Raw genomic sequence first — 15,418 nt, forward strand, 5'->3', positions numbered from 1 at the left:
GCTATCTGTTTTCAGATAGCCATTTTTATTACCAGAATCAACACGATTAAGTTATGACACTTTTTCTTCGCATTCACAGCTAATAACAATTTCATTATCTTTAGCGTCGACTTTGGCAATACCGCCAGCCTCTAACTTACCGAAGAGTATTTCATCAGCTAATGGTCGCTTGATTAGCTCAGTGACAACGCGACCCATTGGTCTTGCGCCCATATTCTTATCGTAGCCTTTTTCAGCCAGTAAAGTACGAGCTTCATCAGTGACCTCTAGAGTAACGCGTTTTTCATCCAATTGAGCTTGTAACTCAATTAAGAACTTATCTACGACCTTGGCAATTATCGTCATATCTAAATGATTAAACCAAATAATTGAATCTAAACGGTTACGGAACTCCGGTGAGAAGACTTTATTGATTTCTGACATCGCATTTAAGCTATTGTCTTGCTGTTTAAAGCCAATCGAAGTACGAATAGACTCTTGGACACCAGCATTGGTGGTCATCACTAAGGTGACATTTCTAAAGTCTGCTTTACGGCCGTTATTGTCAGTTAACGTACCATGATCCATCACTTGCAATAGCAAGTTATAAACATCAGGGTGCGCTTTTTCAATTTCATCCAACAATACAACGCAATGCGGGTTTTTAATGACGGCGTCAGTTAATAGACCACCTTGCTCGTAACCAACATAACCAGGAGGCGAGCCGATTAAACGAGATACAGTATGACGCTCCATATATTCAGACATATCAAAGCGAATCAGCTTCATATTTAAACATGCGGCTAATTGATTGGTAACTTCGGTTTTACCAACACCAGTAGGACCTGCAAATAAGAAACTACCAACCGGCTTTTTCTCCGCACCTAAACCACTTCGAGATAATCGAATAGCAGAACTCAGCCCCTCAATGGCTTTGTCTTGACCAAACACTAACATCTTAAGGTTACGCTCTAGGTTTTTGAGTAAATCCTTGTCAGTTGATGATACGGACTTCTCAGGTATGCGCGCAATTTTAGCGATGATCGCTTCAATTTCAGGTTGACCAATGGTTTTCTTACGTTTGCTTTGCGGTAACATCACCATTCTCGCACCCGCTTCATCAATCACATCAATGGCTTTGTCTGGTAAGTGACGATCATTAATGTGCTTCGCTGATAAACTCGCTGCAGAACTGATTGCCGCTTGAGTATAACGAACACCATGGTGCTCCTCATACTTAGATTTAAGCCCCAATAAGATTTTAGTGGTTTCAGCCACTGACGGCTCATTGATATCGATTTTTTGGAAACGTCTTGCTAACGCTCGGTCTTTTTCAAAAATGCTTTGATATTCTTGGAAAGTCGTTGAGCCCATACAACGTAATGTCCCGTTAGATAATAACGGTTTAAGCAAGTTAGACGCATCCATTACGCCACCTGAAGCGGCACCTGCTCCAATGATGGTATGGATTTCATCAATAAACAGAATCGCATGTTCATTTTTACCCAGTTCTTTAAGCAAGCCTTTAAAGCGTTTCTCAAAATCACCACGGTATTTTGTGCCAGCAAGTAATGAACCTAAATCTAACGAATACACGGTTGCATCTTTAATCACATCGGGGACTTGCTCATTAACGATTCGATAAGCTAACCCTTCAGCAATAGCCGTTTTACCCACACCAGCTTCACCAACAAGTAGTGGATTGTTTTTACGTCGACGACATAAGGTTTGAATTGCACGTTCAACTTCATCATCACGGCCAATGAGTGGGTCAATCACACCATCCTTAGACATTTGATTTAAATCGGTCGCAAACTGCGACAATAAACTTCTGTCTTCAGCCTGTTCAGTTCCTTCTTCTGATGCTTCAGGGTTATTCATTTCCTGATTATCATCATCTTTAGGCAAACCATGTGAGATAAAATTGACCACATCTAAGCGGGTAATTTCACAGCGACGTAATAAGTAAACAGCTTGTGATTCTTGCTCGCTAAAAATTGCCACCAGCACATTTGCGCCAGTGACTTCATTGCGACCTGAAGACTGCACATGAAACACTGCGCGTTGCAGAACACGTTGGAATCCTAATGTTGGTTGAGTTTCTCGCTCTTCAGTGCTTTCAGCGATTAACGGGGTTGTTTGTTGAATGAAGTTAGATACTTCCTCGTGAAGACGAGTAATATCAGCGCCACAAGCCAGTAGTGCTTCTTTGGCCGATGGATTATTGATTAATGCTAATAATAAATGTTCTACCGTCATATATTCATGACGTGAATCTCTAGCTTGTTGAAACGCTAGGTTCAAGGTGACTTCAAGATCTTTGTTTAGCATAAGCACCCCCTAAAAATACTCATAAACTGCAGAGTTACCGATGGAGAAACAACTGTTCACTATGCGGCTTCTAATGTACACAGTAACGGATGTTGGTTTTCTCTGGCAAATTGATTTACTTGTAACACTTTCGTTTCAGCAATGCCAAACGAATAAACACCACATATTCCCTTACCTTGGTGATGGATAGCCAACATAATGTCCGTGGCCTGTTGTTCATCCTTATTAAAAAAACGTTGTAGCACTTCAATCACGAAATCCATCGGAGTGTAATCATCGTTATTTAACACGACTTTATACATTGAAGGTGGTTGTAGCTCCGATTCAACACGCTCTTCTGTGTGCTCTACGCTGCCTAATCTACCCATGTGTTAATACTAGCCTCTAGTTTGGTACAAGACCAATTGATATTATTAAATTAATTAAATGTTGTCATTTTGTTAATTTTTACTTGACATCTTTTCGTACAAATTTCATTCTGTTCTGAGGCGGCAATAAAAGACCGCTGATTAAAATAAGTTTTACTATCTTACTGGTAAGTAGACAACAGAAGGAAGTGGAAGTATGGCAAGCGGAACTGTTAAATGGTTCAACAACGCCAAAGGATTCGGGTTTATTTGCCCAGATCAGGGTGGCGAAGATGTATTTGCACATTATTCAACAATCGAAATGGAAGGTTATAGAACGCTTAAAGCGGGCCAACCTGTAGATTTCGAAACTGAGCAGGGCCCTAAAGGGATGCATGCTTCAGCCATTTCACCGACTAAATAGTCGTTGAAACTATAAAACAAAAAGGCAGAGATTTTAATCTCTGCCTTTTTTATTTCACATAAATAATGTAAATAATTTATCGTTTGCTTATAAATCAAACAAAAACGACCACATCACCTTCAACTTAGCCTCAACTTTTACTTTGTCCATCTTAGATTTTAGCTCAGGTATAAAGCTGCAGAGATAAAAAAAGCAGAGACGTTCATCTCTGCTTTTTAATTAATCGCTCTTTTAAACCGATTATCGCTTAGCCTGTAATAAATGAATTAAGCAATTGGCTAGGACGCATCGCTTTCTCAGCTTTAACAGCGTCTAAACGGAAATAACCGCCTAAATCAACCGCTGGGCCTTGCGAGTCATTTAATTCAGCAACAATTGCAGCTTCATTAGTCGTTAATGATTCAGCAAGTGCGCTAAATTCAGAGGCTAAATCAGCATCTTTCGCTTGAGCCGCTAATGCTTGAGCCCAGTACATCGCTAAATAGAAATGACTACCACGGTTATCAAGCTCACCGACACGACGTGAAGGTGACTTGTTGCTATCTAAGAACTGACCAATGGCAGCATCAAGCGTATCGGCTAATACTTGTGCTTTCGGGTTATTTTGTGTTTGGCTTAAATGCTCAAGCGATGCCGCTAACGCAAGGAACTCACCTAATGAATCCCAACGTAAGTGACCTTCTTTCTCAACTTGTTGAACATGCTTAGGCGCACTACCACCCGCACCTGTCTCGAATAAACCACCGCCATTCATTAGTGGCACGATAGATAGCATTTTCGCACTGGTACCCAGCTCAAGAATTGGGAACAAGTCAGTTAAGTAATCTCGTAAAACGTTACCCGTTACTGAAATGGTATCTAAACCTTCATGTACACGTGCGAGTGTCGCACGGGTTGCAGCTACAGGCGCTAGAATTTGTAAATCTAATCCGTCTGTATCGTGATCTTTTAAGTAACGCTCAACCTTAGCGATTAACTGCGCATCGTGCGCACGGTTACTGTCTAACCAGAAAATTGCAGGTGTATTACTTAAACGTGAACGATTTACAGCAAGTTTTACCCAATCACGGATTGGTGCATCTTTAACTTGGCACATTCTGAAAATATCGCCAGTTTCAACATTATGGCTCATTAATACATTGCCATTACTGTCGATAACTTTCACTAAACCAGCAGTCTCAATTTCAAATGTTTTATCATGGCTGCCGTATTCTTCAGCTTTTTGCGCCATCAAACCAACATTTGGCACACTGCCCATTGTTGTTGGATTGAACGCACCATTGGCTTTACAGAATGCAATTGTTTCTTGGTAAACACCGGCATAACAACGATCTGGGATCATAGCCTTAGTGTCTTTCAACTGACCATCAGGGCCCCACATTTTTCCTGATGAACGAATAGCAGCTGGCATTGATGCATCAATAATGATGTCACTAGGAACATGTAAGTTAGTGATTCCTTTATCAGAATCAACCATAGCAAGTGCAGGACGCTTTGCGTAAACAGCTGCAATATCAGCTTCTACTTCAGCGCGTTTTGCTTCTGGTAATGTTGCAATTTTTGCGTAGACATCACCAAAGCCATTGTTAACATCAACACCGAGTTCATCAAACAATGCTTGGTGTTTAGTGAACACATCTTTAAAGAACACTTTAACTGCATGACCAAATAGAATTGGGTCTGATACTTTCATCATGGTTGCTTTTAAATGCAGTGATAATAAAACATCTTCTGACTTAGCAGCTTCAATTTCACGTTCGTAGAAAGCAACAAGCGCTTTGTTACTCATCACAGCAGTGTCGATGACTTCACCGGCTTGTAAAGGCAAGTCCTGCTTAAGCACAACATCTTGACCATCAGCTTTAGTTAATACAATGCTAACTTTATCTGCTTCGGCAACGGTGACAGATTGCTCGCTACCGTAAAAGTCACCTTCTTGCATGTGAGCAACGTGAGAAGCTGAATTACTTTCCCATTTACCCATTGAATGCGGGTTTTTCTTAGCATAATTTTTTACTGAGCCTGGCGCACGACGATCAGAGTTACCTTCACGTAAAACAGGGTTTACTGCACTGCCCTTAATTTTGTCATAACGGCTTTGAACTTCACGTTCAGCATCTGTCGTAGGCTCATCTGGATAGTTTGGAATATCATAACCTTTGGCTTGTAGCTCAGCGATACAGGCTTTTAGTTGTGGAATTGAGGCACTGATATTCGGTAATTTGATAATATTTGCTTCAGGCGTCCCCGCCATCACACCAAGCTCTGTTAACGCATCAGAAATTGTCTGTTCTGCTGTTAACTTTTCAGGAAAGTTGGCGATAACACGGCCTGATAAAGATATATCTCGGGTTTCTACCTTAACACCAGCAGCATTGGTAAATGTACGGATGATTGGGAGTAATGAAAGCGTCGCTAAAGCGGGTGCTTCATCAGTTTCAGTATAAATGATCGTTGGAGAATTATCTTTCATGCTTTTTCCTACATTATTGAAATAAAAAGTTTTTATAATTTTATTATTGTAATAACTATCTACCTTTCAACTGCATCAATCTATAAGCCGATGTCAGTTGTATATGGCACAAATCCCTATGAAATTAGAAAAATAATGTGTGGCTGCTTGTGTAAAAACGGGCACAGATCACATTTTTTAGGCCAACATCATAGACCATTATCTGTAAGATTCAAATTCCACTAAGGCCCAATGCCAAGTAAACTATACAAAATGAATCAATTTCATCCTAAATAGGCTTATGTATGTCAGCAAATGACAAACCCAAACGTTTTAGCACTAAACCTGCATTTTCCAAAGTAAATAAAAAACACCGTAAGCCGACTAAGCGCACGGTAAGTAAACCTGTTGAAAATCCGATAATAGTGTTATTTAACAAACCTTTTGATGTTCTATGTCAATTTACTGATGAATCAGGAAGACAAACTTTAAAAGATTTTATTCCGGTAAAAGATGTCTATGCCGCTGGCAGATTAGATAGAGACAGCGAAGGATTATTACTGCTGACCAATGACGGTAAATTACAGGCAAAATTAACCCAACCGAATAAAAAGACTTTCAAGACATATTGGGTGCAAGTTGAGGGTGAACCTAGCGAACTCTCAATTACTGCACTACAGCAAGGTGTTGAATTAAAAGATGGAATGACATTACCAGCGAACGTTAAGGTGATTGAAGAGCCCACAGTTTGGGAACGTGTTCCGCCAGTTAGGGAAAGAAAGTCGATCCCCACTACATGGTTAGAAATACAAATTTGTGAAGGCCGCAATCGTCAAGTTAGAAGAATGACCGCTCATGTTGGCCACCCCACTCTAAGATTAATTCGCTATAAAATAGGTCAATGGAGTTTAGATGACTTGCCTAATGGTGCTTATAAAACCATTAAGCAGTAACACATTAATAATAAAAATGATGAGAGGACGACACCATGTCAACACTTCGCTATAAGCCTAATACGACTGTCGCCTGCGTAATCCATAGTCAGGGAAAATTTTTATTCGTTGAAGAACTCATTGATAACCAACTACGTCTAAATCAACCCGCTGGCCATATTGAAGCCCATGAAACACTCGAGCAGGCCTGTAGAAGAGAAGTTAGAGAAGAAACTGGGCTGGATGTTACATTAACTGGCCTTATAAGCATTTATCAATATAGTGCCAGTGAAGAATTAGCTTTTGTGCGTTTTACTTTTGCAGCTGAATGGCAAGATAACGACCAATGCATACCACTAGACAACGACATTATCGCGTGTCACTGGTTAACTTTAGATGAAATTAAACAACGTAAAGCGGTCCTTCGCAGCCCGTTAGTCATTAAATCCATAGATGACTTTTTACATAAAGCTCACAGCCCATTATCACTGATTAATAGTGACTTACAGGTGATAGCCGACAACAATAATGCATGATAGAATATGCGCCGCACAATTTAGAGATTTTCGTAAGGTATTTATCTACGAATAAAGACTGGGTTTGTTGACTTGAAAAGCACTCGACTCGACCACATGTTCATCTCTTGTATCCGTAATTTCACTGGTTTTTAGGTTTTATGACATCAATCAATCCCGATTCAAATGGTAAAAAAGTCATCGTAGGCATGTCCGGCGGTGTAGATTCTTCAGTTTCTGCATACTTGCTCCAACAGCAAGGATATCAGGTTGAGGGATTGTTTATGAAGAACTGGGAAGAAGATGACACGGATGAATATTGTCTTGCAGCTGAAGATTTAAAAGATGCGCAGGCAGTATGTGACAAGCTAGGCATTAAGCTTCACACAGTTAACTTCGCCTCTGAATACTGGGACAATGTATTTGAGCACTTTCTTGCTGAATATAAAGCAGGTCGTACTCCTAACCCAGATATTATGTGCAACAAAGAAATCAAATTTAAAGCATTTTTAGAATTTGCAGATGAAATTTTAGATGCTGACTTTATTGCGATGGGCCATTATGTCCGCCGCCGCGACAACGAAGACGGTACCACTCAAATGCTACGTGGTATTGATAACAACAAAGATCAAAGCTACTTCTTGTATACCTTAAGTGACAAACAAGTCGCTAAAAGTTTATTTCCCGTCGGCGAACTAGAAAAATTTCAAGTTCGTGATATCGCCAAAGAAATGGGCTTAATTACCCATGATAAAAAAGACAGTACAGGTATCTGTTTTATCGGTGAAAGAAAGTTCACTGACTTTTTAGGTACATATTTACCAGCGCAACCTGGTGATATTGAAACCGCTGAAGGCGAAGTCATCGGAACCCACCAAGGTTTGATGTATCACACGCTAGGTCAACGTAAAGGGCTTGGCATTGGTGGCATGAAAAACAGTAATGATGATCCTTGGTACGTAGTTGAAAAAGACTTATTGCGTAATGTTTTAATTGTCGGCCAAGGTGGAAACCACCCTCGCCTGATGTCAAATGGCATGACAGTAAGTCAACTTCATTGGGTTGACCGCAAAGGCCCATGTTCACCCGCTAAGATTACCGTGAAAACACGTTACCGTCAGCAAGATGTTAACTGCACCGTGACGACTGAAGGTGATGACAAAATTAGCGTGATATTTGATGAGCCTGTAGCTGCTGTGACACCTGGTCAGTCTGCTGTTTTTTATGATGGTGAAGTCTGCTTAGGCGGCGGTATTATCGATACACTAATTAGAGGATAGAGCGTGAGCCAAGTATTATTTGAACGCACTATGGCGTTTGCAGGTATTTTACAAGCGATTGCTCAAGTTCAACATCTCGCGCGTCATGGCGATTCAGACGAAACAGCTCTTGCTGCGAGTTTGAACACCATTATGGTGACTGACCCAGATTCTGTTTCAGAAATTTATCAAGATAAACAAGCACTCAATAAAGGGTACCAACTGATTGAGAATCAGTTAGGTGATGGCAACAGCAAAGATGTTGAAACCACTCGCTACCTAGTTGGGATGCTTGCATTAGAACGTAAGCTCGCTCGCTCAGCAAATGGGTTAGGTATGCTAGCCGAACGTATCAACCAAGTGCACCGTCAATTACATCACTTCGCCATTACCGATGAACAAATCATTGCGAGTTTAGCGAGCATATACAGCGATGTGATCAGTGAGCTTGGCCCCAAATTACAAATTTCTGGTAATCCAGCTTGCTTGCAACAACCGCAAGTACAACAAAAAATCCGTGCTTTACTTTTATCAGCTATGCGTAGTGCAGTTTTATGGCGCCAACTCGGAGGCAAACGTCGCCACCTCGTTTTTGCTCGTAAAGCCATTGTGGATACTGCTATTAGTAGCCGTAAAAATAATTAATCGTATCACCCTACAACAAAAGTTCATCAAGGAGCTTCAAATGGATCTTTCTGCACTGACTGCTATCTCTCCGATAGACGGTCGTTATGGTAGCAAAACCACCTCTTTACGAGGCATTTTCAGCGAATTCGGTTTAACTAAATACCGTGTTCAAGTTGAAATTAACTGGTTAAAACTACTTTCTAGTTGCCCAGAGATTGAAGAAGTTCCGCCATTCAGCGAAGAAGCATTAACTTTACTGGATAGCATCAAGGATAACTTCAGCGAAGAAGACGCGTTACGCGTTAAAACAATTGAAAGAACCACCAACCACGACGTTAAAGCGGTTGAATATTTCATTAAAGAAAAAATTGCAGACAACGCTGAGTTAGTTGCAATTGACGAATTTGTTCACTTCGCTTGTACTTCTGAAGACATTAACAATCTATCTCATGCGTTAATGCTTAAAGAAGCACGTGATTTAGTATTAGCACCTCAGTGTCTTGAAATTGTTGATGCAATCAAAAAATTAGCGGCAGAAAACAAATCTGTACCGTTAATGTCACGTACACACGGTCAACCAGCATCACCTTCTACATTAGGTAAAGAAATGGCAAACGTGGCAGTTCGTTTAGAACGCCAACTTAACCAAATCAACGCTGTTGAAATCATGGGGAAAATCAATGGTGCTGTTGGTAACTACAACGCACACATCTCTGCTTACCCTGAAGTTAACTGGCATGAATTGTCACAACGCTTTGTAACAAGCCTTGGTATTAACTGGAACCCATACACCACTCAAATCGAACCGCATGATTACATTGCAGAACTATTTGATGCTGTTGCTCGTTTCAATACTATTCTTATCGATTTCGATCGTGATATCTGGGGCTACATTGCATTAGGTCACTTTAAGCAACGTACTATTGCTGGCGAAATTGGTTCTTCTACGATGCCACATAAAGTTAACCCTATCGATTTTGAAAACTCAGAGGGTAACCTTGGTATTGCTAACGCACTTATGCAACATCTTGCTGCTAAGTTACCTGTTTCAAGATGGCAGCGTGACTTAACGGACTCAACCGTATTGCGAAACCTTGGTGTCGGTATGGCTCATTCATTAATTGCTTATCAAGCAACAATGAAAGGGATCAGTAAGCTTGAAGTGAATGAAGAAAACTTACGTGCCGAATTAGACAAGAACTGGGAAGTACTGGCTGAACCAGTACAAACTGTGATGCGTCGTTACGGTATCGAAAAGCCATATGAAAAATTAAAAGAGTTAACACGTGGTAAGCGTATTGATGGCGAACAACTTGCTACATTCATTGATGGTTTAGCGCTGCCTGACAGTGTTAAAGCTGAACTTAAAACAATGACACCAGCTAACTACATCGGCCGCGCTGAAGCGTTTGTTGATGAGTTAAAGTAATTTATAAACAGCTATCTGTTTAAATTAAGGAATGGCGACATCTCAGCAGAGCTGTCGCCTTTTTATTGACTATGTATACATTAAATTTTGATACTGCGGCGTTTGTCAAAGACACTTGGCAAAAAAAGCCTATTGTCATTAAAAATGCTTTTAATGCCTTTGAAGATCCGATTTCTGCCGATGAATTAGCAGGCTTGGCAATGGAAGAAGATATTTCTTCTCGTATTGTCCAAACGAAATCGGATGGTTGGAATGTCATACAAGGTCCCTTTGAGGATTATGACGAATACGGCGAAGACGGATGGCAATTATTAGTACAAGCAGTTAACCATTGGTATCCTGAGTCACAAGCTTTTGTTGAAGCATTCCGGTTTTTACCAGATTGGCGCTTTGATGATTTGATGGTGTCTTTTGCAACACCTAAAGGCGGTGTAGGACCTCATATCGATAATTATGATGTATTCATTATTCAAGGCGAAGGCGAACGTCGCTGGAAAGTCGGCGATAGAGGCGACCATAAACAACGTGGCGGCGATATAAATAGCCCATTAGTTGATGACTTTGAGCCAATTATCGATGTGGTTTTAACTAAAGGTGACATCCTTTACATTCCACCAGGTTTTCCCCACTGCGGCGAAACATTGTCACTGGCATTGAGTTACTCAATCGGTTTTAGAGCACCAAGCCAACAAGAACTGTTAACAGAATTAGCTGATGCATTGATTGACAATAATTGTGGCCAACACCGTTTTACTTCGAATGAAGAAGTCGCAAATAAAGGCCAAGTAAGCCAAGTACAACAACAAGGGATTATGGATTTATTAGCCCAACTGGCAAACGATCCAAACCAATATCAAACAATGCTTGGGAAAATGTTAAGCCAAAGCCGTTTTGAGCTAGACATAAATCCATTTGAACAAGCGATTAGTTCAGCAGATGTGATTGAAGCCATTGAAGACGGTGCAAGCTTACAACGCGTCGGCGGACTCAAAATTCTGTCACTAGAAAACGATAAACAAGCACAAATCTATATCAATGGTGAAGCTGTAAACGTTGACAATATAGAGAGTGAGATTATCGATATCGTCAGTAACGAGCATCTCATCTGTCAGTCAGTTTTACTGAACTGGAAAGATTTACCCGCAGTCATCACAATACTCACATTATGTGTAAATCAAGGTTGGTTATACTTCGCTGAATAGCGTGTAAAGGTCTTGAAGTATTAATACAAAAAAGGCGCTTACCCATTGGGTTAAGCGCCTGTTGTATAATAGCGATTGTTACTGCTAATACAATTCAGACTGACCATTTGGCCTTGTTTTTAAAAACTTCAAAAACCACATGTATTGCTCAGGGTAAGCAATAATGACTTGCTCCACCATCTTATTAAGCGCGATGGCCTCATTATCCTTGCCCACCATATCTTGCTCATCAACTGCAGGCATTAATGTTAAGTTGAATTGATATTTCTCGGTGTCATAGCCAATCTTTACAGGAATAACCCTCGCCTTACCCGCCTGTGCAAGACGGCCAACCACTGGCAAAGTAGCTTTCTCCGTTCCAAGTAAAGGCGCAAAAACACTTTGTTCGGGTCCTAAATCTTCATCTGGTAAGTAAAAGAAACTGTTATCTTGACGTAATTCACTGATTAACGCGCGTATACCCGCTTCTCGCATGTAAACCCGCCCTTTTTGACTACTACGTAGGCGATTACTAAACCAGTTAAACAAACCGTTTCTGTGGGCTTTCGCCATGGTTACCATTGGTAATGCTAAATTTAACCTGATCCCAGCATAATCAATCGGCCAAACATGAGGCATAATAAAGATAATGGGTTGGCCCGCGTCCCTCGCAGCTTGCACATGTTCATAACCCGCTATCGTCACTCGACGTTTAATATGCTCATTCGACCTAATCAAAAGCTCAGCTTGTGACAACAAGGCTAAAACAAACATATCCACGTTTGCTTTAATTAGCGACTCAACTTCATCAGCAGACTTTTCAGGAAAACACGTTTGAATATTCATCCGTGCAACTTGAATAGGTTTTTTAGCAATTCGCATCACTAACTTTGCCAGTAAACGAGAAATGGGATCACGTACTCTGGCAGGTAAGATGCCAAAAATAAATAAAACAGCAATTGCTAACCATGAGCCCCAATATCTTGGGTGAAGTAAGGAAAGAGTGAACCGACGATCGAAATGTTTTGCTTGTCTAGCCAAAAGAAACCTCAGAGATTACAACAACACGAACAAAAAACGATATAAACAAAAGGAATGTTTCAACGTCATATAATACCAATTATATGATTCCAACGGCACACATTTTAACGCCATTCACGACAATCGTTGATGTTTTGCTAAATATACAAACAAAAAAGCCACTCTTCAGAGTGGCTTTTACAACGAAAGCGAAATTATTTCTTAGCCGAGTTAGATTCTTCTACTCGAGTTTTCAGCTTTTGTCCTGGACGGAAAGTCACAACACGACGGGCTGAAATCGGAATATCTTCACCAGTTTTTGGGTTCCTTCCCGGTCTTTGATTCTTATCGCGCAGATCAAAGTTTCCAAAGCCAGATAACTTGACCTGCTCACCACTTTCAAGAGCTTCTCTAATTTCTTCAAAGAAAGACTCAACCATCTCTTTGGCAACACGTTTGTTAATGCCCAGCGTTTCAAAAAGATGTTCTGCCATTTCGGCTTTGGTAAGTGCCATACTTTTAATCCCTCAACGATGCGTTGAACTCGGTCTTAAGTGCAGAGACAACTGAATCAACTGTTTCAGTAATGTCTTTTTCTTCAAGTGTACGAGTAATGTCTTGTAATGTAAGTGCGATTGCTAAGCTCTTTTTGCCAGCCTCTACACCTTTACCTCGGTATACGTCGAACAAGTTTAAGCCAACCAACTGATTTTCGCCAACTTTTCTTATCAAATTCATAACATTAGTTGCAGAAACTTCTTCATCAACAACAACAGCAATATCACGTCGATTTGCAGGAAACTTAGATACAGTCTGGGCTAGCGGCAAACTGGCATGCAGTAAAGCGTCCAGTTCTAACTCAAAAATAATTGTTTTGCCATTGAGTCCAAAAGGCTTTTCCAAACTAGGATGGACAGCACCAATGATACCAATAACTTGATTATTTCGTAGTATTTCAGCACATTGCCCTGGGTGAAGAGCAGAATGTGTTGCACTTCTAAAAGTAAATTCAGAAGTTGAAACTGTCAAGCCGATAATTGATTCTAAATCACCTTTTAAATCAAAGAAGTCGACAGTTTTTGAGTCCATAGACCAATGTTCGTCATTTTGAACACCAGAAATTACCGCACCAATCATTGGTTCTTGTCTAACACCAGAATCTGCTTTGGCATCAGGTACAAAGCGTAAACCCGTCTCGAATAAACGCACTCGACCTTGTTGACGACTTTGGTTATAGCCTACTGACGTTAATAGTCCAGTGAACATAGATAAACGCATTGCTGACATTTCTATTGAAATAGGGTTCGGTAGAATCATCGCTGGCGCGTCAGGATGAACAAGGTTTTGCTGTTTAGGATCAACAAAGCTATACGTCACTGCCTCTTGGAAACCACGAGCGACTAGCACATTACGTACTTTACGTAATGAAATATCAGCTTCTTTGTGATCAGACATGGTTAATGAAGCAACAGGCGCAATATTCGGGATATTGTTATATCCATAAATCCGCGCAACTTCTTCAATCAAATCTTCTTCAATCGCCATATCGAAACGGTAAGTTGCAGTAACAACGTCCCATGTATCTGCTTTGGCAGTCACGGTGAAGCCTAAACGTTCAAGGATTTCAGTCACATCAGTATCAGGGATATGATGACCTAAAATCTTATCTAGTTTGCTACGACGAAGCGTTAAGTTAACCGGCTTAGGTAAATTTGCTTCTGTAACAGCTTCTTCCACAGGGCCTGCTTCGCCGCCACAAATATCTAATACAAGGCGAGTAGCACGATCCATTACTTTGTGTTGTAGTTCTGGGTCAACACCACGCTCAAAACGATGTGAAGCATCGGTATGTAGCCCTAAGCGGCGTGATTTACCCATGATCGCAAGCGGAGCAAAGAATGCACACTCTAACAAGATATCTTGAGTCTTCTCAGTCACACCTGTTTTTTCGCCGCCAAACACACCAGCTAAGGCAATTGAGCCAGTGTCATCTGCGATAACTAACGTGTCATCAGGTACAGTCACTTCATTGCCATCAAGCAATGTCAGCTTTTCTACACCATCACTTAAACGTACTTGAATCGCACCAGTTAGCGTTGCTAAATCAAACGCATGCATTGGCTGACCGTACTCAATCAAGACGTAGTTGGTGATATCAACGATTGGATCAATTGAGCGAATACCACTACGGCGTAATTTTTCTTGCATCCATAATGGGGTTGCGGCAGCAAGGTTAACATTCTTAACCACACGACCTAAGTATCGAGGACATGCTTCATCAGCAATAACATTAATTGCCACTTTATCGTCGATTGTAGCTGTCACAGCTTCCCATGTAGGCTCTGTCACAGTCTCACGATTTAATACACCAACTTCACGAGCAAGACCTGCCATACCAAGACAGTCAGCACGGTTAGCCGTTAAATCTACATCAATAACCGCATCGTTAAGATCTAGGTATTCACGTACATCTTTGCCAATAGGTGCATCTGTTGGTAATTCGATAATGCCATCACTTTCGATGTCGATACCTAATTCACCGTACGAACACAACATACCAAATGATGGTTGGCCACGTAATTTAGCTTTTTTAATTTTGAAATCGCCAGGAAGCACTGCGCCTACCATAGCAACCGCAACTTTTAATCCTAAGCGGCAATTAGGTGCGCCACAGACGATGTCGATAAGTTCTTCATCACCTACGTTAATTTTTGTTACACGTAATTTGTCTGCATCTGGGTGTTGGCCACATTCAACCACTTCACCCACAACGACACCACTAAACTCACCCGCTACTGCATCTACGCCATCTACTTCAAGACCTGCCATAGTGATTTGGTGAGATAAGTCTTCACGGCTTACTGATGGGTTAACCCATTCACGAAGCCAAGATTCACTGAATTTCATCTGTTTATTGCTCCG

At 40.9% G+C, this 15,418-nt stretch carries 13 protein-coding genes; 7 read left to right on the forward strand and 6 right to left on the reverse strand.

What is annotated here, in order from left to right:
* Positions 1-51 precede the first annotated feature (51 nt).
* On the reverse strand, positions 52-2,310 hold the full coding sequence (clpA, locus tag A9267_RS03610) for an ATP-dependent Clp protease ATP-binding subunit ClpA (protein WP_055024441.1): 2,259 nt from the start codon (positions 2,308-2,310) through the stop codon (positions 52-54).
* Between the two features lie 59 nt (positions 2,311-2,369).
* Positions 2,370-2,678, reverse strand: coding sequence for an ATP-dependent Clp protease adapter ClpS (gene clpS / locus A9267_RS03615; RefSeq protein WP_055024440.1), 309 nt, complete (start codon positions 2,676-2,678; stop codon positions 2,370-2,372).
* 196 nt (positions 2,679-2,874) lie between these two features.
* On the opposite strand from clpS, the gene cspD reads away from it, so the two are divergent.
* Positions 2,875-3,081: a cold shock domain-containing protein CspD gene (gene cspD, locus A9267_RS03620; protein ID WP_055024439.1), complete on the forward strand. Its 207-nt coding sequence runs from the start codon at positions 2,875-2,877 to the stop codon at positions 3,079-3,081.
* Between the two features lie 247 nt (positions 3,082-3,328).
* On the opposite strand, the gene A9267_RS03625 is transcribed toward cspD, so the two are convergent.
* Entirely contained in the window at positions 3,329-5,554 is a 2,226-nt protein-coding gene (locus A9267_RS03625) for an NADP-dependent isocitrate dehydrogenase (RefSeq protein WP_065108265.1), read from the reverse strand.
* A gap of 284 nt (positions 5,555-5,838) precedes the next feature.
* On the opposite strand from A9267_RS03625, the gene A9267_RS03630 reads away from it, so the two are divergent.
* From A9267_RS03630 to A9267_RS03655, 6 genes are all read left to right on the forward strand, one after another.
* Positions 5,839-6,486 carry an rRNA large subunit pseudouridine synthase E gene (locus A9267_RS03630; RefSeq protein WP_065108266.1) on the forward strand — a complete coding sequence of 216 codons (648 nt, stop codon included), beginning with the start codon at positions 5,839-5,841 and terminating at the stop codon, positions 6,484-6,486.
* 35 nt (positions 6,487-6,521) lie between these two features.
* Entirely contained in the window at positions 6,522-7,001 is a 480-nt protein-coding gene (locus A9267_RS03635; protein WP_065108267.1) for an NUDIX hydrolase, read from the forward strand.
* A gap of 140 nt (positions 7,002-7,141) precedes the next feature.
* Entirely contained in the window at positions 7,142-8,260 is a 1,119-nt protein-coding gene (gene mnmA, locus A9267_RS03640; protein ID WP_065108268.1) for a tRNA 2-thiouridine(34) synthase MnmA, read from the forward strand.
* A gap of 3 nt (positions 8,261-8,263) precedes the next feature.
* The gene (gene hflD, locus A9267_RS03645) at positions 8,264-8,884 is read left to right on the forward strand and encodes a high frequency lysogenization protein HflD (RefSeq protein ID WP_055024434.1); all 621 of its coding nucleotides are present in this window, start codon (positions 8,264-8,266) and stop codon (positions 8,882-8,884) included.
* A gap of 40 nt (positions 8,885-8,924) precedes the next feature.
* Positions 8,925-10,295, forward strand: coding sequence for an adenylosuccinate lyase (gene purB / locus A9267_RS03650; RefSeq protein WP_065108269.1), 1,371 nt, complete (start codon positions 8,925-8,927; stop codon positions 10,293-10,295).
* Positions 10,296-10,366: 71 nt separating this feature from the next.
* Positions 10,367-11,497 (forward strand): ribosomal protein uL16 3-hydroxylase, encoded by a 1,131-nt coding sequence (locus A9267_RS03655; RefSeq protein WP_065108270.1) that lies wholly within the window; start codon positions 10,367-10,369, stop codon positions 11,495-11,497.
* A gap of 84 nt (positions 11,498-11,581) precedes the next feature.
* Here A9267_RS03655 and lpxM read toward each other — a convergent pair whose 3' ends face one another.
* The 3 genes from lpxM to pheT form a co-directional block, all read right to left on the reverse strand.
* Positions 11,582-12,517 carry a lauroyl-Kdo(2)-lipid IV(A) myristoyltransferase gene (gene lpxM / locus A9267_RS03660; RefSeq protein WP_065108271.1) on the reverse strand — a complete coding sequence of 312 codons (936 nt, stop codon included), beginning with the start codon at positions 12,515-12,517 and terminating at the stop codon, positions 11,582-11,584.
* A 194-nt stretch (positions 12,518-12,711) separates the two neighbouring features.
* The gene (gene ihfA, locus A9267_RS03665) at positions 12,712-13,011 is read right to left on the reverse strand and encodes an integration host factor subunit alpha (RefSeq protein WP_055024430.1); all 300 of its coding nucleotides are present in this window, start codon (positions 13,009-13,011) and stop codon (positions 12,712-12,714) included.
* Positions 13,012-13,015: 4 nt separating this feature from the next.
* Positions 13,016-15,403 carry a phenylalanine--tRNA ligase subunit beta gene (gene pheT / locus A9267_RS03670; protein ID WP_065108272.1) on the reverse strand — a complete coding sequence of 796 codons (2,388 nt, stop codon included), beginning with the start codon at positions 15,401-15,403 and terminating at the stop codon, positions 13,016-13,018.
* Positions 15,404-15,418 lie beyond the last annotated feature (15 nt).

Origin of the sequence: Shewanella sp. UCD-FRSSP16_17, assembly GCF_001675935.1 — a bacterium.
Taxonomy (GTDB): Bacteria; Pseudomonadota; Gammaproteobacteria; order Enterobacterales; family Shewanellaceae; genus Shewanella; species Shewanella japonica.

Excerpts from the sequence above, each read along its gene's own strand:
- A9267_RS03630 (WP_065108266.1), top strand. The coding sequence starts at position 5,839 with ATGTCAGCAAATGACAAACCCAAACGTTTTAGCACTAAACCTGCATTT.
- clpS (WP_055024440.1), bottom strand. The coding sequence starts at position 2,678 with ATGGGTAGATTAGGCAGCGTAGAGCACACAGAAGAGCGTGTTGAATCG.
- ihfA (WP_055024430.1), bottom strand. The coding sequence starts at position 13,011 with ATGGCACTTACCAAAGCCGAAATGGCAGAACATCTTTTTGAAACGCTG.
- A9267_RS03635 (WP_065108267.1), top strand. The coding sequence starts at position 6,522 with ATGTCAACACTTCGCTATAAGCCTAATACGACTGTCGCCTGCGTAATC.
- A9267_RS03655 (WP_065108270.1), top strand. The coding sequence starts at position 10,367 with ATGTATACATTAAATTTTGATACTGCGGCGTTTGTCAAAGACACTTGG.
- purB (WP_065108269.1), top strand. The coding sequence starts at position 8,925 with ATGGATCTTTCTGCACTGACTGCTATCTCTCCGATAGACGGTCGTTAT.
- pheT (WP_065108272.1), bottom strand. The coding sequence starts at position 15,403 with ATGAAATTCAGTGAATCTTGGCTTCGTGAATGGGTTAACCCATCAGTA.
- mnmA (WP_065108268.1), top strand. The coding sequence starts at position 7,142 with ATGACATCAATCAATCCCGATTCAAATGGTAAAAAAGTCATCGTAGGC.
- A9267_RS03625 (WP_065108265.1), bottom strand. The coding sequence starts at position 5,554 with ATGAAAGATAATTCTCCAACGATCATTTATACTGAAACTGATGAAGCA.
- cspD (WP_055024439.1), top strand. The coding sequence starts at position 2,875 with ATGGCAAGCGGAACTGTTAAATGGTTCAACAACGCCAAAGGATTCGGG.
- clpA (WP_055024441.1), bottom strand. The coding sequence starts at position 2,310 with ATGCTAAACAAAGATCTTGAAGTCACCTTGAACCTAGCGTTTCAACAA.